The organism is Streptomyces sp. NPDC019937, from assembly GCF_040631655.1.
GTDB lineage: Bacteria > Actinomycetota > Actinomycetes > Streptomycetales > Streptomycetaceae > Streptomyces.
Map to the genome: position 1 here is coordinate 14,773 of NZ_JBEYAL010000049.1, position 19,397 is coordinate 34,169.

Genomic DNA, 19,397 nt, shown 5'->3' on the forward strand with positions numbered 1-19,397 from the left:
CACAACCGCACAGCGGCAGGGGCTCGTCGCATCATCGACGAGCCCCTGCCGCTGTGCGCTGACACTGTTTACGGCCGCCTCACTCCTCAGGCAGCCACGCCGTCTGGATCAGCGACGCCCCACCGCGCCGCGAGACGAACACGCCCCGCCCCGGCGGCAGCGGACGCGCCTTGACCTGACCGAGCAGTTCGCCTTCGCCGGGCGAGCCCGACAGCACGACGCCCTGCGCGCCCAACTCCTTGAACCGCTGCATGAACGGCTCGTACGAGGAGCGCCCGGCACCGGCCGTCGTCCGCGCGACGATGATGTTGACGCCCGCGTCCCGCGCGTAGGGAAGGTTGTCCACCAGCTCCGACATCGGGTTCCCGGACGACGTGGCGACCAGGTCGTAGTCGTCCACCACGATGAACGCCCGCGGCCCCGACCACCAGCTGCGGTTGCGCAGCTGCTGCGGGGTGACGTCCGTCCCCGGGATGCGCTGGCTGATGAGGGTGTTCATGTCGGCGATGTACTTCTCGAACGCGTCCTGCGTCGTGCCGTAGCCGACCAGATGGGACTGCGGCGCGACCTCCAGCAGGCTGCGCCGGTAGTCGCCGACGACGATGAGCCCCTCTTCCGGGGTGTAGCGCTCGGTGATCTGCTTGATGAGCAGGCGCAGCAGCGCCGTCTTCCCGGACTCCGTCTCGCCGTAGATGGCGAAGAAGGGGTCGCTGTCGAAGTCGACGAAGACCGGTTCGAGGTTCATCTCGTCGATGCCGATCGCGACGCCCCGCTGCGGCTGCTCGTGGCCGCCCGGGATCTCCCGTACCGACAGCTGCCGCGGCAGCATGCGTACCTGGGGTGCGTGCGGGCCCGGCCAGTTGTCGACCGACGCCTTGACGAACTCCGAGGTCGCGTCGGCCAGATCGTCGGCGTTGCCGGTGACGCCGTCGATGCGCGGCAGGCTGCTGAGGAAGTGCAGCTTGTCGGGGGTGAGACCGCGCCCGGGGTTGCCCACCGGCACGTTCGCGGCGATCTTACGGTTCAGCTCGGAGTCCATCGGGTCACCGAGCCGCAGCTCCAGCCGGGCGAGCAGCTGGTCCTTGAGGGCCGCTCGCATCTCCATGTAGCGGGTGACGGTGACGACCAGGTGCACCCCGAGCCCGAGGCCGCGGGTGGCGATGTCGGCGACGACCGGCTCGAGCATCTCGTAGTCCGTCTTGAAGGACTGCCAGCCGTCGATGACCAGGAAGACGTCACCCCAGGCCTCGCCCGGCAGCTGTCCGGCCGCGCGCATCTGCCGGTAGGTGCCGATCGAGTCGATGCTGTTGTCCCGGAAGAACTCCTCGCGCCGGTTCAGTACGCCGGTCACCTCGGCGATCGTGCGGCGGATCTTTTCCGGGTCCAGCCGGGACGCGACCCCGCCGACGTGCGGCAGCCCCTGCACCGCGACCATGCCGCCGCCACCGAAGTCCAGACCGTAGAGCTGCACCTCGTGCGGGGTGTGGGTGAGTGCGAAGGCGCCCATCAGGGTGCGCAGCAGCGTCGACTTGCCGGAGCGCGGACCGCCGACGATCAGCATGTGGCCCTGCGCGCCCGAGAAGTCGTGGTAAAGGATCTCCCGGCGCTGCTCGATCGGCTTGTCGACCATGCCGAGCGGCACGCACAGGCCGCCGCTGCGGGCGTAGCCGCTCGCGTGCAGCCCGCGTTCGGTGGAGACCGCCAGCTGCGGCATCAGCTGGTCCAGCGGCGACGCCTCGGTCAGCGGCGGCAGCCACACCTGGTGCGCCGCCGGACCGCGTCCCTCGAGCCCGCGCACGATGACATCCAGCACCGTGTCCGCGAGGGCGTCGTCGCTGCGGTTGCTCTCCGGGGTGTACGAGTAGTCCGGGTCCGGCTCGGCGAACCGGACCGGCACCGGGGAGGCGGTGAACAGCACCGGCCGGCGGTCGGTCGGCAGCGGTCCGCTGCCCGCGATGGTCGTCGTCGTGGACCGGTAGGCCCCGGACACGTACGCCGCCTTGAAGCGGACCATCTCGTCGGTGCCGAACTTGAGGTAGCCGGAGCCGGGCACGGACGGCAGGTGGTACGCGTCCGGCACGCCCAGGGCCGTACGGGACTCCGCCGCGGAGAACGTCCGCAGACCGACGCGGTACGACAGATAGGTGTCCAGACCGCGCAGCCGCCCCTCCTCCAGGCGCTGCGAGGCCAGCAGCAGGTGCACACCGAGCGACCGGCCGATGCGGCCGATCTGGATGAACATGTCGATGAAGTCGGGCTTGGCCGTCAGCAGCTCACTGAACTCGTCGATGACCAGCACGAGGGAGGCCAGCGGCTCCAGCGGACTGCCCGCGGCGCGCGCCTTCTCGTAGTCGTGCATGTTGGCGTAGTTGCCCGCCGAGCGCAGCAGCTCCTGGCGGCGCTGCAGCTCACCGCTGATCGAGTCGCGCATGCGGTCGACCAGGGTCAGGTCGTCCGCGAGGTTGGTGATGACCGCCGCGACATGCGGCAGTTCCGCCATACCGGAGAAGGTCGCGCCGCCCTTGAAGTCGGCGAGCACGAAGTTCAGCGTCTCGGACGAATGCGTGACCGCCAGGCCCAGCACCAGTGTCCGCAGCAGCTCCGACTTGCCGGAACCGGTGGCGCCCACGCACAGCCCGTGCGGGCCCATGCCCTCCTGAGCCGCCTCCTTGAGGTCGAGCATCACCGGAGCGCCGCTCTCGCCGACCCCGATCGGCACCCGCAGCCGCTCCGCCGTCGAACGGGGCCGCCACGTGTTCGCGGGGTCCACGGACGCCGCGTCCCCGAGGCCGAGCAGGTCGGTGAACTCCAGATTGGTCAGCAGCGGTTCGTCGTCCCCACCGCCGCTGGACATCCTCAGCGGGGACAGCTGGCGGCTCAGCGCCTCGGCCGCGGGCAGCGCCAGCGCGTCCGGCACGCCCTCGTACACCGCCGACGCCGACTCCACCTGCAGCAGCCCCGGCCGTACGATCAGCGACAGGCCGCCGCGCAGCTCGTCCAGCTCGCCCCGGATGACCTCCAGCACCGTCACGCCCTGCAGGCCCTCCTGGGCGGCCAGCAGCGAGTCGGGCGGCACGAAACCGCCGTCCAGGATGACCACCACATGCGGCTGGTCCAGCAGCGGCTGCCCGTCCCGGTTGAACCGCGAGCGGCCCTGCAGATGGCCCTTCAGTAGCTCCTCGACCTCGGCCAGGTTGTCGCCGAACAGCCGCTTGGTGCCGGCTCCGTCCACCGTCCCCGGCACCTGGGTGTGCGGCAGCCACTTGACCCAGTCCCACTCATCCGTGGTGCCCGGCGCGGCCACCACCGCGATCACCAGCTCCTCCGGCGAGTGCAGCGCGACCAGGCTCGCCACCAGTGCCCGGGCGGTGCCCAGCGTCGTCTCGGGCTCCCCGGAGACCGTCATGTGGTAGAAGGCGCGCAGGCTGACCGCCATCGGCATGCCCTCCAGCGTCCCGTGGGCCGCCAGGAACTGCTGCATCGCGCCCGCCGACAGCGGTTCCAGCTCCTCCACCGGCGCCGTTTCCGGCGCCACCAGCGGCGTCCACAGCTCCTGCGGGCCGAGCCCGATCCGCACCTGGACGAAGTCGTCGTCGGTGATGCGCCGCTCCCACAGCCGGCTGCCCTCGGCCACCAGCGACCACAGCTGCTCGGGGGAGGGATGCAGATAGAACTGCGCGTCCCGCTGCTTGCGCGCGGTGCGCTGCACCTGGCGCCGCGTCTTGGAGAGGTACTTGAGGTAGTCGCGGCGGCCTTCCACGGCCTCGCCCTGCGCCCCCTTGCGGTACCGGATCAGCTGTGCGATCGCCATCGCGACCGTCGACAGCAGCATCATCACGCCCATGATCTTCATGAACGGTGCCGAATTCGGCATGAAGAAGAAGACCACCGACGAGCCCATGCCCAGCATCGGCAGCAATTGCATCGCCATGCCCTCCTGTTCGCCGCGAGGCAATTCAGGAGGGGATTCGAGCCGGAGCTCATCCGCGGACATCTCGGGCGGAGTCACCCGAGGCGGGCGTTTCACGATGATGTGGCTCATCGGCCTATCTATCCCCCGGTGCGGGCTGAACGATTGACGACCGGTCGAGGCCGGCGCCCACGCTTCAGGGCGCGTCATGGCGGCGCCTGCCCGGCAATGTGCTGATCCTACGTGTACGGACGACAAACGGCGCCGGGTAGGGTGACGTTCCGCACGCGCAGCCGCAATCGCGTCCGCATCGCGTCCGCATCGCGTCCGCGAAAAGAGCGGAGACACGGGGAATGAGAGGGTTCCGCAGGTGAGTTCGACCACAGCGACCGGTTTCTGCCGAGTGACGGTCGTCGCACCCGACAGCCGCATAGATGTCGCTCTGCCTGACGACATTGCCCTTGCCGACCTGTATCCGGAAATACTCCGACTGACCGGCCAGACGCAACCCGCCGGCGCACCGGTCGGCTATCACTTCGTCCGCCGCGACGGCACCGTCCTGGACGGCGCCCGCTCCCTCGCGGCCCAGCGCGTACTCGACGGCGACGTGCTGTCCATGCGCCCCTTCGCCCAGTCCCTCCCGCCCGTCGTACGCGACGACGTCTCCGACGCCATCGCCTCAACGGTCTCCGGCGACCGCACCCTGTGGAACGCCGACTACCTGCGCGTCAGCGGCCTCTTCGGCGGGGCACTGCTGCTGATCTTCATGGGCTTCGTGCTCTGGTTCGCTGACCCGGTGCGGCACGACATGCACAGCCTGCCCGGCATCATCGCCGGCGCCGTCGGCCTGCTGCTCGCCGTCTTCGCGGGCGTACGGGCCCGGGTGTACGACGACCGGGGCTCCGCCATCGCCCTCGGCCTCGCCGCCCTTCCCCACGTCATGATCGGCGGATCCGGGGTGCTCGCCCTCGACCGCGGCGAGGGCATCGGGCGGCTGCAATTCCTGCTCGGCTGCGTCGCCGTACTCGTCGTATCGGTCGCCCTGGTCGCCGCGATGCCGTCCGGTGACGCCCCCTTCGTCGCCGCCGTCGTCCTCTCGGCCTTCGGCACGGTGGCCACCTTCTGCCAGATCCTCGCCGACATCGACGCCGCGGGCACCGCGGCCGTCTGCGCGGCCCTCGCCATCGCCGCCATCGCCTTCCTGCCCGGCCTGTCCGCACGCGCCGCCCGGCTGCCCATTGGCTACGTCGCCCCCCGCGACTCCTCGCGCAACGACTTCGGCGGCGCCGGCAACGACGCGGACAGCGCCACGGCCGCCCCCGCGCCGATCGACAGCGAGCGCATCGCGACCCAGGTGCGGCGGGGCCACGAACTGCTGCTCGGCCTCGTCGGCGGCTGCGCGGCGGTCGTCGTCGGCTCCGCCGCGGTGCTCGGCTTCTCCGACAACGCCTGGGCCCAGGTCCTCGCCCTCGCCGCCGGCGTCGCCATGCTGCTGCGCGCCCGCCTCTTCCGCTACACCTGGCAGGTCGCCTGCGTCCTGGTGTCCGGCATCGTGTCGCTCGCCCTGCTCGTCCTCGGCCTCGCCCTCAACCCGCCCGCGAGCGCCGTGATCGACCTGCTCAGCGGCGACAGGGGCCCGCTCGACATCCGCACCGTCTGGCTGACCGCCTCCGTCGCCTTCGGCTCCCTGCTGCTCATCGCCATCGCGCTGATCGTGCCGAAGAAGAGCGTGACGCCCTTCTGGGGACGCTTCGGCGACCTGGTCGAAGGCGCCATGCTGCTGGCGATCACGCCGCTCGCACTGGCCGTTCTGGACGTCTACGCCACGGCGCGGGGCCTGGTCAGCAAGTAACGCCCCCGGGAGCACGCCCCGGCTCGCCTCGCCGGGCATGGGGAGCGGCCGCGGGACGGCAGCGCCGTCCCGCGTATCCCCAGCCGCCCCGGCGACAGCACCTGCCCCGCCGGTCCCTGGCCCACCCCGAACGCGTCCCCCTGCACGGCGAGCCGGACCACATGGCGGGTCCGCGACAGGGGCAAGGCCGTGCTGGAGTGGCGCAACGTCGGCCGCGAGCACCAGACCGTGGAGCATTCGAGCCGCTTCGCCCCATGGCTGCACATAGCGACGCACTGGTTCGATCCGCGCGTGGCCGCCGCCCTCCTGGCCCTCCACCGCGGGTCCCACAGAGACGCTTGAGCATGGCCATAACAATCCGGAGCAGCGGCGTCCCAGATGCCGCCCTATGCCCGGAAATCGCCGGACGCGTGCTCACCACAACGTAGTTGGGAGCTGCACGCTCCGCGACTACAGTGATGCCGATCGCCGTATACGCCGTAGGGGGGCTGACGATGAGCGAGGGGCGGCAGGCGTCCGCATACGACGCGAGCGCGAGCCGGGACCGCAGCGGAGGCGGCGGAAGCGGCGGCCGCTCGGACCTCAAGGTCGAGGCCGAGACGCTGGCGAGCTTCAAGAGCAGGATCGACAAGATCCTGCTGGACCTCGAAGACTCCCCGGCGGCCCGCGGCAAGATCAGCGACCAGACGGTCGCCCACGCCGCCTTCGGCGCGGAATTCACCGCGGCCGCCGACCTGGCCGGCGCCTACGAGAAGCTGCACGCCCGCTTGGAGAAGTTCTCCAGGACCCTGGGCGACCAGCTCGAGGCCCTGGGCATCGCCGTCCAGATCTCGGACCGCGGCTACGACAGCATCGACGCCGAACAGGCCGCCCGCCTCCGCGCCATCCAGAAGCGCACCGCCGAGTACTACGGCCCGAACGCGGACGACCGGCCCGGCGACGACCGCAAGGACGCACCGGAGACCGGCAAGGGCAAGTCCGGCACCGCCGACTCGGACTTCAGCTAGGGGGAAACACATGCCGAACGGAGAGTTCGACGGCCTGTCCGTGGACAACCTACGGGCAATGCTGGCCAACGCCGACGCCGACAAACTGACCGCCGCCGGCACGGCTCTGGGCGACGCGGGCCCCAAGATCCTCGACATCGGCTCCGACCTGCGCCACCACGTCTCCCGCGTCGAATGGACCGGCGAGGGCGGCTCCGCCTTCCGCGAATGGGCCCATGACTTCGCCCTCGAAGTCATGCGCTTCGGCCAGTTCACCACCACCGTCGGCAAACACGTCGCCCAGGCGGGCCAGACCCTCTCCGAAACCAAATCCGCCCTGCCCGCCTCGAGGGACCCCCGAGCAGCCCACGAGGACGCGGCCGCCCAACAGGCCGCCAGCGCCGAGGCCGAAGAGGCCCGCCACCAACTGGAGCGCCTCTCCTCGGCCTACCGGGCGGCGCAGCAGACGATGGAGGCGGAGCGGGAGCCGGAGTTCAAGATGCTGCCTCTCACACAAGATCCGGTTGAGGGGCAGAGGCGCGCACCCGCTTCCGAGGGAGAAGCGGCGAGCGCCCCGAGGATAGGCGGGCCCCAGGATCGAGTAGCCGCGCCATCGGCGGATCAGCACGTGGAGACGGAGCCGAGTCATCGCCAGGCCACGGGTACTCACATCGATTCAACGGCCACACCGCCCAAGCCAGAAGTCACTCTCCCGGTCGACCGGCCTACGTCACCTGTAGATCCGTCTCGGCAGCCAAACCCTGTCACCATCCCGCCAGTACCGACTGGCCCGGTCACAAGTCCGCCGCGAACGGTCATGCCCGAAGCAGGGCGGAGCGTGCCCCGCCTCCCCGCAATGGGAGGTGGAAGCAAGCCCCCATTGCGTTCGCCCGTTCTTCGGGGGCCGGTGAACGATGACGTCACGGGAGGCCAGCAGCGTCGCCCCGGCCCGTCGGCCCGCCTTCCGCGTGGGATGGTTGTCGGGGAAGACATGCCCATGTCGCGGGGCCTTCCGGGGGGAGGTGCCTCCCCGGGGCGGGTGCCGGGGACTGAAGCAGCCCCCTACGGGCGGCGGTTGGCCGCGGAGCCTGGAGGGCAGGTGAGTGGCCCACGCACCTCGACCCCTGGCGTCAGCGACACACGTCAGCGCGGCACGGTGATCGGCGATGAGGACGCGGCTGCCACCCGGCGCCCCGTTTCAGGCGCGGCTGGCCCTAGTGCCCCCGCCGGGGTGAACACCTCATCGAGTGAAACGACCAAGGGACGCAGAGCCGCGTCGGAGCCGGGAGGTTCCACTGCGTCCCCTCGCTCGTCTTCCAGAAGAGGTGTCGCATTTACCCGCGGTGGTACCGGCCTCGTTCGATCCGAACAGGGCGATGGAGACCCACCTTCCCGGCCTGGGGCGTCTGCCACTGGTCGTCGCCGGTCCGACGCTGCGTCAGGGGGTGCATTGGACGATCAGGAAGCCTGGGAGCTCGGGCGTCGGGATACGCTGCCTCCCGTCGTTGAATAGTCACTGGTACTTGCATTCTTAGGGGATTTCTCAGGCATGTCACGCTTGTCCGGTGAAAGCAGGAGGCGTTGGCGGCGCGGTTTGACACTGCTCGCCGCCGTTGCGGTTTGCATGGGCAGTTTCACGTCTCCGGCGACTGCTGAGAGCGTGCATTCGCGGCAGTGGTACCTCACCGCCATGAAGGCAGACCAACTCTGGCAGCACAGCACGGGGAAGGGAATGACAATTGCTGTGCTTGACACCGGTGTTGACGATTCGCTCTCCGAATTGCGCGGGCAAGTATTGGAGGGGAAGGACTTCTCCTACGATTCAAAGCGCGCGGACGTTGACACCGATGGTCATGGAACCGAGATGGCTGCCCTCATCGCCGGCAAAGGCGGTTCCGGTGGGCTCCAGGGCCTTGCCCCGGGCGCCAAGGTACTCCCTGTGAGGGTCAACCCGGGGAAAGCTGTTCTTGGCGATGGGACCCCAGCTTTGCTCAAGGGGATCCGGTACGCTATACAGCGGGGGGCTCGCATTATTAATCTCTCGGAAACCATCACCGGTTACCTGACCAAGAGTGCCAAGGAGCGCTTGCGTAAAGGCGTCGATGAGATCAACTCCAGCGGTGCATTGATTATCGCAGGCGCCGGAAACGATGGTGAGTCATCAAACACCCCCGGATATCCATCAATTCTTCCTGGCGTGGTCGGGGTGGCTTCGGTCAACCAGAGTGGTACCGTATCCAAGTTTTCGACCCACGGTCCACAAGTGGCTCTTGCTGCCCCCGGTGAAGGAATTCCTGCTCACTGCAATGGCGAGGGCGTTTCGTGTACGGAGTCGGGCACCAGCCACGCCACAGCCCTCACTTCCGCCTCGGCCGCCCTCATCTGGTCCGCCCACCCCAAGTGGACCGCGAACCAGGTCCTGCGCGTGATGATGCAAACGGCCAGCAAGCCCAAGGGCAAGGTCCCCAGCGAGTACATCGGCTACGGCATCATCCGCCCCGCCCAGGTCTTGCTCGACGGCAAGGGCGACCCGGGGCCGGCCGACGTCAATCCGCTGTTCCCGAAGTACCATCCAGGCGAGGACTCCTCTGCATCGCCGTCTTCGTCCTCGAAGACCGGTACCCCTCCGGGCTCCCCGAAGGCCCAGGGCAAGACCCCTGCCGCCTCCGCGACAAGCGGAGATGACGGCAGCGACAACACTCTCATCTATGCCGGAGTCGGTGTCGCAGCAGCCCTGGCTCTCGGAGGCGGAGGCTACGCACTCGCGCGCCAGCGGCGGCGGGCATAGTCACAGTTCGGCCGGAGCCTGTGGGATGACCTCGCAGACAGTCGCTATGGCTGGCCTTTCATTCTGGACAGCCCCGGAAGCGGGAAGACCTGGCGCTTCCGGGGCTACGAGGTCAAGTGCGGGTCGGCGCTCCGGGCGGGGCGCCGTCAGCCGTGGGCGCGGTTTAGCCGCCGCTGAGGCCGCTGATGGTCCGGTAGTTCATGAGGGCTCCCGGTCGCTGTCGGACGCGCTGTCGCTGACCATGCTGACGTTCGGCTCTGCGTAACCGTTCTCATCATCGGCCGCACGCAGTCGTGCTCCCCTGCTCTCGGCGACTCGAAGCACATCGCGAAGCGCCTCACACAGTCGTTCCGCGAGAAAACGGATCTCTCTAATATCCACTTTGCGCTCATCGAGCAACATGCGGGCGTGACCGAGGAGTTCGGCCGCCATGGACAGTTGGAGGGCTTCGATCTCGTCCGCCCGTCGGCTCAACCGGCTGTTGGTGTCGGCCGGTGATAGGTAGCACGGGAGACCATCCGGCGTCGTCCATGGCAGCAGCCGCAGTCCGTTCGTCGCCATCACCGGCCGGCCTCCACGAGCACGCCGTGAATCCATGCCGGTTCCATGCAGAAGCCGTCGGAGGCCAGCCACAGGACCCGCGGCCGCTCCCGCTTCAGCTCCAGCCCTTGGTGTTGCTCATCTGGCAGGCGCTGCTGGCATCCCTCGTGGACGAGGATGTACGGCCAGACGACTCCACGACGGCTGTCGACCGGTTCCTCACGCCGGAGCAAACATCGCAGCGGCTGCGGTACCGGAAGCTATACGGCGGCGGCCGGGGACAGCACGCCGCTGCCGGGTGGGGGTGGAAACGCCGCATTGGCGGTGGGTGGCGTGAAAACTGCAGATCGGGCCCGGTGACGGCCGCGTGGCCGTAAGGCGGCGCGAACCGATCTCACCTATTCGAGTGCACGCCGGATAGGGTCGAGCATGTCATCAGCTCCTTGATAGCTGCTGGCCACGCCCCGGGACGCTGACACGTCGCCGGGGTCTCCCCATCCTTGCTGCAACTCTGGTCAGATGGGCTGCTCAGAGCGTTGACTAGGATTGGTAGTCAACAGGCAGACGGATCAGTGGGGCACAGCGATGCCGGATGGGACGTTCACCGAAGCGGCCAAGGAAGCGTTACGCGAACGGCACATGAGCCTGCGGGCCGCGGCTCGTGCCATGAACTACGACCCCGCCTATCTGTCGCGCGCGCTGTCTGGCAAGCAGCTCCCATCGCCTCAACTGGCGCGATCTCTGGACGAGTTGCTCGGCGCTGAGGGTAAACTCGCCGCGCTCGCTGCAACCACCAACGGGGAGGACATTGAACGTGTGGCGAGGTCGGTGGGAAATCCGTCCCGCATGGATGGGAGGACAGTCGAGGTATTCGCTGATGCCCTTTGGGCGCAGAGACAGTTGGAAGACGCTATCGGGCCAGGATCAGTTCTTCCTGCGATGCGTGGGCAACTAGGCATCATTAAAACTCTGGCCCGCAATGTACGCGGAGAGCACCGCGATGCTTTTGTGGCCGTTGCCGCCGAGTGGGTTCAATACACTGGATGGCTGCATGCGGCAGTTCGAAAAGACGAACGCGCCATTGATCTGCTCTCGCGGGCCGAGGAGCTTGCTGATGAAGCAGGTGATCCCACTATTGCGGCTATCGCTGTGAGCTTCAAAGGCTACGTAGCCCGTCAACAGGGACGAAGCACGAGAGTTGTGCGCAATGCCATGGCCGCTCTGCACACTCCTGGGGCCAATCCGTCGCAACGCTGTTTCGACGGGCTCCAGGCGGCTCAGGGTTATGCGTCCATGGGGGAGCGCGAGGAGGCTCTTCGGCTTCTTGATGATGCAACCACGCTGATGCAGAAGCTCACGGAACCGCCTCGCTCGCTGTACTGGTACCGCCCGCCCTTCTTTCAAATGGCCATGGGTGTGGTGCACTTTGCCCTGGGTGAGAGCGCTGATGCTGTTGATTTCTTGCACTCCGGTCTGGGTGGCCTTCCGGAAGACCAGCGCGACGCGGAGTGGACTTGGGAATACCAAAATGCATTGAGCAGAGCCACTGAAGCTGGATGACCAATTCCTCGCCATCTTCCGATGAGACGAGAGCCCCGTGCAGCTTTATTATTCATCGGTAATCGTTGGCTTGGAGCATCAACGAGTCGTGACTCCGCCCTTAGTAGTCTTGCGGCTTAGTCGACTCTCTCGCCACTGACTGGAACTTCCTGTTCGCGTACGGCGTGGTAGCCAGCCTGGGGAACCGGCGGGCGACGGAGTGCGCTTAAGATGCGCTTACGCGTGAGGCATCAGTACTCGTTAACTTTCTCTCCACTCGGGACCTGGAAACAGGCGGAGACCAGGTCTACGTAGATCAGCGACTTCCGTTTTTCCCCCGCAGGCTTCTTACTATTGTCAAAGAGTTCAATATTGACAGAGAAAGGTTGCTTCGTGGAATCTGCGGTCATCTCAATATTCTTGGCTGGGCTGTTGTTGGGCCCGTAATTTACGATCTTCCATCCTTTCTTGGGGAGGTCTTCCTTGAGGCGAGTCATACCCTTTTTGAGGTCTTCGATCGGTACACCTGACAAAGACCAGGGATGGTGGATCTTGTAAAATTTATCCGAGTCCTTGTCGGCACACTGAGAGACTCCCGGCCCAGGCTTGCTCGTTTCCCCGTTGAGGCCAATGACATCGAAAATCTCACTTGAAAGGCTTCGAGCCTGTTCTCGCGCTTGAGAGACGCTGCGCGTTTTTGGGGTGTACCCCAATTCGTCTTCGTTGTTCATACTGGAGCATCCCGTCAGTGTGGCAGCTGTAGTGATCAGGGCCACTGTAAAATGTTTTGGACTTACTGGCCGCGTCGTGCGGTTAGTATTTTTCACGCTGTACACCATCGTAATTTTCGGTCACCACCTTTGCTTGATTCTTCAAACTTTGGGAATCCTTGTCCCAGTAGCCGCTGTGACCTGATGTGTCGACGCTCATCTGGTTGGCTCCGAAGTTTCTGTCATTCGGGACGGTCCAGTCGAAGCCTGTATCGGCGTGGAACTCGCGGTGGCCGTGCCCGAGTCGCCCGATTGCCGGGACGAAGTCATCGTCGGCTCCCTCGTTCCATACATGCCCCTTGGGGGCGTCCAGTTGATCGGCGTGGCCGACCTGGACGCCCGGACTGCCCGCGAATATTACATCGCCCATATCCACGTCGCCCTGGCGGGCTGCGGAGCCGATGAGTGTAGTGCCGTAAGAATGACCAATCGCGGTGATATGGCTTCCTGGCCCCGAATGCGTAGTATTGAGGCCGTCGATGAATTTGTTGAAAGCTGGAGCCCCGTCGTTTGCGTAATGACTGAATGGGGCGTCTTTTGCGATACCATCGGGCGCGTCGTAGCCGAGCCAGGTGATGGTAGAGACTTCACCGTCTGCCATCGGCTCTGCCGCTCGCCAAAGCTCAGTCATTCGATTTATGTCGCCATCGATCTTACCGAGGCTAGCTGTGGTTCCCGGCACATAGACTGCAGTGTGATCGGCTGTATCCGGATTTCCGTTCGCGATGATTGCGCGCCCGTCGTCCTTCGCGCTAAATCCTAGGATGTAAGCTCTGGGAAGGTCCTCTTGGCCTGTTTTATCGATGCGCTCCTGGATTTTATTCATCCCGTGCAAGGAAGTTTGCAGGTACTTCTTGTCTGCTTCATACTTGTGGCGCCAATCAAGCCATTCTTGTGTATAGACTGTTGTGTTGGGGCCGAGGTTTTTGAATTTAGTGGGCTCATCGGGGATTTGTGAAAGTCGGATCTGGTATTCGGATCGCTTCTCTGCGAGTACTGTACGGTTGGCCTCGTCGCGGATATCGGATGGAATGCCGTCAATGTTCCCAAGTCTGGCAGGATGTATGGCGGCGTAGTCGGCCTTCTCTTGCTCTGAGAGGCTCTTCCACCACTTGGCGTTTTCTTGAGGGCTGCCATCCTTGGGTGGGCTCTTGATGTTGCCCAGGTAGTCTTTTGCGCTATCGCGGACGCTCCTTGTGTCTTTCTGGGCGTCGGCCCAATCATATTTGGATACGACGAGGTCGTCGTCAGCCTTCAATCTCCGCAGTTTCGGGGCCCACTCGTTGTCGGCCTCTGTCGCCTCGTAGACCGCCTCGGCAATGCGGTCTGCGTAGGCTACTGCCCTACCGTAGTTCGGGTTGGGATGGGTGTTTTCCGCCTGGCGTTCCAACGCGTCAGCTGTATCTGTCGCCTGGCCGGCTGGATCGATTGCCTTGTTGGACGCCTTCCCGTGGGCACTGCCGGTGACTGTGCCGCCTTCTGGGGTTTTGCCGTCTACCTTGTCTCCAGCCGCTGGGTAGGTCACGGACCCATCGGACTCCACCGTGAAATTCTCGGACTGCGCATCCTCGATGGCGTTGTCGAGCTTGTTCTTGGCGGTCCGGAGCTCGGATGCGAGGGCGTTGAGGGCCGTACTCACCACGCCGCACTCAATCTGGGTGTAGTGGAAGTTTTTGGCCAGCATCCGAAGCTGTTTCACGGCCTCTTGTGCGGCATCGCCCTCAAGTGCACCCTGCATCTTGATGGCTATACGGTTCTCAAGGTTATCCTTGGCTTGGCTGGCCATATCGCTGACCGTCTGATATCCGGCCGCTGCGTCCTCGAACCTGGAAGGCTTGAGAGATTTGAGGGTTGTGTAGTCCACGTCGAATCACCGGCCTCGAGCGTCGCCGCCGACGCGGCGCGTGTCCTTGTAACGATCGGTCAACCCGCTAAAAGCGCCTCGGATGGCCTCGTCATTTTTGTAGAAGGAGTCACCCGCCTTTTCGAGTAGATCCTGAAGCTTGGCGCATCGCCCGCTCAGGTCACTGAGGTAGCGGTTCCAGGAGCGGTACAGTTCTCGCTCAACTGCTGCACTGTGCACTCCACTGCCGGTGTCCGTACCCGCTCCCAAGTCCTTTTGCTCAAGTTCCAGCTTGGCCAGTGCTTTCTTGATGTCGCTCTGAAGTGAGCCGACGGAATTCCCTGCCGTTTTCCAGGCGGGCTTCTTGGATTTGAGGCGCCCTTGCCCGCTCTTCCAGTCTGGGGGTCCATCAGCACTGGCCAGGTTCATGCCTGAATCGGCGGATGCTTGGCGTTTGAATTGTGCCCACTCTTCGTCGAAAGTGGCCATTGGTTGATTTCCCCCCATTTTGGCTATGGAATTGGTGTAAGATTGGTCGTCAATCGTATGGGCATAGCGCCTTGTTTGGGCATGAGTACGCCTACTCAGATACCGTGAGGCTCGGCCTAGATGAGGCTCCCTCTCATGCGGTGAGTTGAGCTGTGCGGGCGCCAATGGTGTGCCACCCCTCTGCGCTGCCACTGCCGTCGGCTGGTTCAGGCTTGCGCACCGACATGGCATGACACACGTCGACACGCCTATTCACTCCCCAACTGGTCTGGCAACCAACCGAGTTGGATGAGCGGCGTGCCGCTCTTGCGGGTGATCAGGGTGGCGCGGCCCGGGGGAAGGCGGCGGGGGCGGGTGCCACCGAGAAGGTCGCCTTCGCCGGGGTCGCCCGAGAGGATGACGCCCTGGGCGCCCAGCTCCTTGACGCGCTGCAGAAAGGGCTCGTACGAGGTGCGCGAGGCGCCGGCCGTGCTGCGGGCGATGATGAGGTGGACGCCGACGTCGCGGGCGAAGGGCAGGGCGCTCAGCAGGTGGTCCAGGGGGTTTCCGGCGCTCGTGGCGACCAGCTCGTAGTCGTCGACGATGACGAAGAACCGGGGCCCGCTCCACCAGTCGCGTGCGCGGAGCTGCCGTGGAGTGACGTCGGGGCCCGGGGCCCGGTGTCGCATCAGGGCGCTCAGCGCGTCCATGTGCATCTCGAGGGCGGGGGCGGCCGGCGCGTACTCCAGGAGGTGGGATTCCGGGACGGCCTCCAGGAGGGTGCGGCGGTAGTCGCCGACGACGATCCTCGCCTCGTCAGGGGTGTAGCGCTCGCTGATCTGCCGGGCCAGGAGGCGCAACAGGGAGGTCTTGCCCGACTCGCTTTCGCCGAAGATCAGGAAGAACGGGGCGGCGTCGAAGTCGATGAAGACCGGGGCGAGGCTGTCCTCGTCGATGCCGATCGGCAGACCGAGGTGCGGGTGGTCGAGGGGCTTCGGGAGCTGGTCGGCGGGGAGTTCACGGGGGAGGACGCGGACCTCGGGGGCGCCGGGGCCGGGCCAGTGGGCGCTGACCGCGCGGACGAGGGCGGAGGTCGCGGCGGCCGGTTCCGTGGTGAAGGCAGGACCGGCCGCGGAGGTCAGGTTGGTGCTTGCGGTCGGGCCCAGCGAGGCAGCCGGACCGGTTCCGGTGGTCGGTTCGGCTGCGGTGGTGACGTTGGCCCCAGCGGTCGCGTCCGTCCCGGCGGTTGGGTCGGTGCCGGCGGGCGCGTCGGTGCCGACAACCGGGTGGGTGCCGACAGCCGGGTCGGTCGGGTCGGTCGGGGCGGTCGGCCCGGCGTCGGAAGTCGAGTCGGTGTCCGCGGCGGTGGCGCCGAGGCGGGGCTGCGCGGCCAGGAAGTGGAGACCTTCGGCGGTCTGGCCGCGGCCGGGAACGCCGACCGGGACGTTGGCGGCCGTCCTGCGGTTGAAGTCGGAGTCCAGGGGGTCGCCCAGGCGCAGCTCGAGGCGGTTCATGAACTGGTCCTTGAGCGCCGCTCGCACCTCCATGGAGCGGGTGGCGGTCAGGACCAGGTGGACGCCGTAGCCGAGCCCGCGGGTCGCGAGGTCCATGACCGGGCCCTCGAGCGCCTCGTGTTCCTGCTTGAAGGCGCCCCAGCCGTCGATGACGAGGAAGACGTCGCCCCAGGACTCGTCGGGAAGCTCGCCCACCGCCCGCCGCTTCCGGTATGTGGCGATCGAGTCGATGCCGCGCGCGCGGAACAGCTCCTCGTGGTCGGTCAGTACGCCGATGACCTCGGCGACCGTGCGGCGCACCCGCTCCGGGTCCAGCCGCGAGGCGACCGTGCCCACGTGCGGCAGGCCGGCGATCGCGGACAGTCCGCCGCCGCCGAAGTCCAGGCCGTAGAACTGGGCCTCGCGCGGGGTGTGGGTGAGGGCGAAGGACGCGATGAGCGTGCGCAGGAGGGTGGACTTGCCGGACTGCGGGCCGCCCACCACCAGGAGGTTGCCCGCCGCATCGGAGAAGTCGCGGTAGAGGACTTCGCGCCGTTGTTCGAAGGGCTTGTCGACCAGCCCGACGGGGACGACCAGGTCGCCCGGACGCGCGTAGTCCGGCGCATGCAGGCCGCGGGCCGGGGAGGTGGCCAGCGGGGGAAGCAACTCGTCGAGCGCGGGGGAGGCGTCGAGGGGTGGCTGCCACACCTCGTGCGCCGCCGGACCCTGCCCCTCCAGCCGCCGGACGATGACGTCGAGCACCGTGTCCGACAGGGTGTCGTCCGACGGGGCGTCGTCCGGCGGGGCCGCGCCCCGAGCGGGGGCGGGGGAGGCGTACGAGGCCGGGACCGGCTCGGCGGTGAACAGCGCGGGCCGCCGGTCGAGCGGGGACGCCCCGTCACCGCCGTCGACCGCCGGGTCGTGGGTGCGGTACGCGCCCGAGACGTACGCCGCCTTGAAGCGCACCATCTCGTCCGTGCCGAACTTCAGGTAGCCGGAGCCGGGCAGCGTGGGCAGGTGGTACGCGTCGGCCACCCCGATGGCGGCCCGTGACTCGGTGGCGGAGAAGGTGCGCAGGCCGATGCGGTACGACAGGTAGGTGTCCAGCCCGCGCAGCCGTCCTTCCTCCAGGCGCTGGGAGGACAGCAGCAGGTGCACCCCGAGCGAGCGGCCGATGCGCCCGATCTGGATGAACATCTCGATGAAGTCCGGTTTGGCGCTGAGCAGCTCGCTGAACTCGTCGATGATCAGCAGGAGAGTGGGCAGCGGCTCCAGCGGGGCGCCCGCGGCCCGCGCGCGCTCGTAGTCGTGGACGTTGGCGTAGTTGCCCGCGCCGCGGAGCATCTCCTGACGGCGTTGCAGTTCGCCCCGGATGGAATCCTCCATGCGGTCCACGAGGGTCAGATCGTCCGCGAGGTTGGTGATGACCGCGGAGACGTGCGGCAGCTCCGCCATGCCGGTGAAGGTCGCGCCGCCCTTGAAGTCCGCCAGGACGAGGTTGAGGTGTTCGGAAGAGTGGGTGACCGCGAGCGCCAGGACCAGCGTGCGCAGCAGCTCCGACTTGCCCGAACCGGTGGCGCCCACGCACAGCCCGTGCGGGCCCATGCCCCCCTGCGCGGCCTCCTTGAGGTCGAGCATCACCGGTTCGCCGTCCTCACCGGCCCCGATGGGGACCCGCAGCCGCTCGGCCGTCGTACGGGGCCGCCAGGTGCGGGTGGCGTCCACCGATGCCGCGTCGCCGAGGTCCAGCAGGTCGGTGAAGTCCAGTTCGGCCAGCAGCGGTTCGCCCTGGTCACCGACCCCGACGCGCAGGGGCGCGAGCTGGCGGGCCAGCGCCTCGGCCGCCTCCAGCGGGAGCGTGTCCGGCTCGCCTTCGTAGACCAGACCGGCGGCCGACCGCAGGACGAGCCGTCCGGGGCGTACGTCCACCGACAGGCTGCCGCGCGGCTCGTCCAGCTCGCCCGGCACCACCTCGATGACGGTGACGCCCTGGATGCCGTCCGCGTGAGCCAGCAGCGCGTCGGACGAGACCGTGCCGCCGTCGAGGATGACGACCACATGGCGCGCGTCGAGGACCGGTGGCCCGTCGGGATTGAAGCGGGGGCGCCCGGCGAGCGGACCCCCCGACCCGTCCGGGCCGCCCCCGGCCAGAAGCGCCTCCAGCTGGTCCGCGTCCTGGCAGAACAGCCGCCGTGTGCCCGCTCCGTCCAGGGCGCCGGGGACCTGGGTGTGCGGCAGCCACTTCGTCCAGTCCCAGCGCGCGACGGCGTCCGGGCCGCCCGCCAGGACGGCCACGGCCAGGTCCTCCGGCGAGTGGAACGTGACGAGCTGGCCCACCACGGCGCGCGCCGTGCCCCGGGCGGTGTCCGCGTCCCCGGCGACCGTGAGGTGGTAGAAGCGGCGCAGCGACACCGCCACCGGCAGTCCGTCCACCGCGCCGTGCAGCATCAGGAACTTCTGCATCGCGCCCGCCGCGAGCGGCTCCAGCTCGTCGACCGGCGCCGTGGTCGGGGCCACCAGCGGGGTCGACAGCTGCTGCGGGCCGACGCCGACCCGGACCTGGCCGAAGTCCTCGTCCCCCAGCCTGCGTTCCCACACCCTGCTGCCCTCGGCGACCATCGCCCACAGCTGGTCGGGCGCCGGGTGCAGATACAGCAGCACTTCGAGCTGGCTCCGGGCGGTACGGCGCACACCGCGCCGGATGTGCGCGAGGTACCTCAGGTAGTCCCGGCGCGCCCCGGCCGTCCGGCCCTCCGTGCCGCGCCGGAAGCGCACGACCTGGGCGGCGATGGTGGCCAGGGCCGACACGAGCATCATCCAGCCCATGACGCGCATGAAGGGCCCCGCGCCGGAGTTGAAGAAGCAGACCATCGAGCCGCCCATGCCGAGCAGGGGCAGAAACTGCGTCAGCAGACCGCCCTGCTCCGGGCGCGACAGCTCCGGGGGCGCTGTGAGCTGGACTTCGTCCGTGGGCACATCGGGCGGCAGCGCCCGGGGCGGACGCTTGACGACAATCTGGCTCACCGGGCGGTCAGTCCCCCTCGTTTCAGCTTCCCTGTGCGGAGCGAGATCCGGTACACGTCACGCCGGTGCCCCGGTGACGTCGTCCCCCGAACCCTGTGAGCCTACCGCTACGCGCCGTCACGGTGGAGTCGCCCCCGGGACTCCAGGGGAAAGCCGGCGCACGCGCGGAGGGGGCGTACACCGA

At 67.4% G+C, this 19,397-nt stretch carries 12 protein-coding genes; 4 read left to right on the plus strand and 8 right to left on the minus strand.

From position 1 onward, the window contains the following. Positions 1 to 79: 79 nt before the first annotated feature. Positions 80 to 4,042 (minus strand): type VII secretion protein EccCa, encoded by a 3,963-nt coding sequence (gene eccCa, locus ABZ562_RS35315; RefSeq protein ID WP_361487841.1) that lies wholly within the window; start codon positions 4,040 to 4,042, stop codon positions 80 to 82. A 238-nt stretch (positions 4,043 to 4,280) separates the two neighbouring features. Here eccCa (ABZ562_RS35315) and eccD point away from each other — a divergent pair, with 238 nt between their 5' ends. Then, positions 4,281 to 5,762 (plus strand): type VII secretion integral membrane protein EccD, encoded by a 1,482-nt coding sequence (gene eccD / locus ABZ562_RS35320; protein ID WP_361487843.1) that lies wholly within the window; start codon positions 4,281 to 4,283, stop codon positions 5,760 to 5,762. Between the two features lie 458 nt (positions 5,763 to 6,220). Then, the gene (locus ABZ562_RS35325) at positions 6,221 to 6,769 is read left to right on the plus strand and encodes a hypothetical protein (RefSeq protein ID WP_361487845.1); all 549 of its coding nucleotides are present in this window, start codon (positions 6,221 to 6,223) and stop codon (positions 6,767 to 6,769) included. A gap of 49 nt (positions 6,770 to 6,818) precedes the next feature. On the opposite strand, the gene ABZ562_RS35330 is transcribed toward ABZ562_RS35325, so the two are convergent. After that, on the minus strand, positions 6,819 to 7,172 hold the full coding sequence (locus tag ABZ562_RS35330) for a hypothetical protein (RefSeq protein WP_361487848.1): 354 nt from the start codon (positions 7,170 to 7,172) through the stop codon (positions 6,819 to 6,821). Positions 7,173 to 8,438: 1,266 nt separating this feature from the next. On the opposite strand from ABZ562_RS35330, the gene ABZ562_RS35335 reads away from it, so the two are divergent. Continuing rightward, positions 8,439 to 9,536, plus strand: coding sequence for a S8 family serine peptidase (locus ABZ562_RS35335; protein WP_361487850.1), 1,098 nt, complete (start codon positions 8,439 to 8,441; stop codon positions 9,534 to 9,536). 198 nt (positions 9,537 to 9,734) lie between these two features. On the opposite strand, the gene ABZ562_RS35340 is transcribed toward ABZ562_RS35335, so the two are convergent. Beyond that, complete coding sequence (locus ABZ562_RS35340; RefSeq protein ID WP_361487852.1) at positions 9,735 to 10,097, minus strand: hypothetical protein; 363 nt, start codon at positions 10,095 to 10,097, stop codon at positions 9,735 to 9,737. Then, positions 10,097 to 10,309 (minus strand): hypothetical protein, encoded by a 213-nt coding sequence (locus ABZ562_RS35345; protein WP_361487854.1) that lies wholly within the window; start codon positions 10,307 to 10,309, stop codon positions 10,097 to 10,099. The genes ABZ562_RS35340 and ABZ562_RS35345 overlap by 1 nt, the downstream gene beginning before the upstream one ends. A 352-nt stretch (positions 10,310 to 10,661) precedes the next feature. On the opposite strand from ABZ562_RS35345, the gene ABZ562_RS35350 reads away from it, so the two are divergent. Then, positions 10,662 to 11,636, plus strand: coding sequence for a helix-turn-helix transcriptional regulator (locus ABZ562_RS35350; protein ID WP_361487856.1), 975 nt, complete (start codon positions 10,662 to 10,664; stop codon positions 11,634 to 11,636). A gap of 230 nt (positions 11,637 to 11,866) precedes the next feature. Here the strand turns inward: ABZ562_RS35350 and ABZ562_RS35355 are convergent, their stop codons facing one another. The 4 genes from ABZ562_RS35355 to eccCa (ABZ562_RS35370) form a co-directional block, all read right to left on the minus strand. Next, entirely contained in the window at positions 11,867 to 12,346 is a 480-nt protein-coding gene (locus ABZ562_RS35355) for a hypothetical protein (RefSeq protein WP_361487858.1), read from the minus strand. 82 nt (positions 12,347 to 12,428) lie between these two features. Continuing rightward, complete coding sequence (locus ABZ562_RS35360) at positions 12,429 to 14,249, minus strand: alpha/beta hydrolase (protein WP_361487861.1); 1,821 nt, start codon at positions 14,247 to 14,249, stop codon at positions 12,429 to 12,431. Positions 14,250 to 14,255: 6 nt separating this feature from the next. Beyond that, positions 14,256 to 14,717: a hypothetical protein gene (locus ABZ562_RS35365; RefSeq protein ID WP_361487864.1), complete on the minus strand. Its 462-nt coding sequence runs from the start codon at positions 14,715 to 14,717 to the stop codon at positions 14,256 to 14,258. Positions 14,718 to 14,965: 248 nt separating this feature from the next. Further along, positions 14,966 to 19,213, minus strand: coding sequence for a type VII secretion protein EccCa (eccCa, locus tag ABZ562_RS35370; protein ID WP_361487867.1), 4,248 nt, complete (start codon positions 19,211 to 19,213; stop codon positions 14,966 to 14,968). Positions 19,214 to 19,397 lie beyond the last annotated feature (184 nt).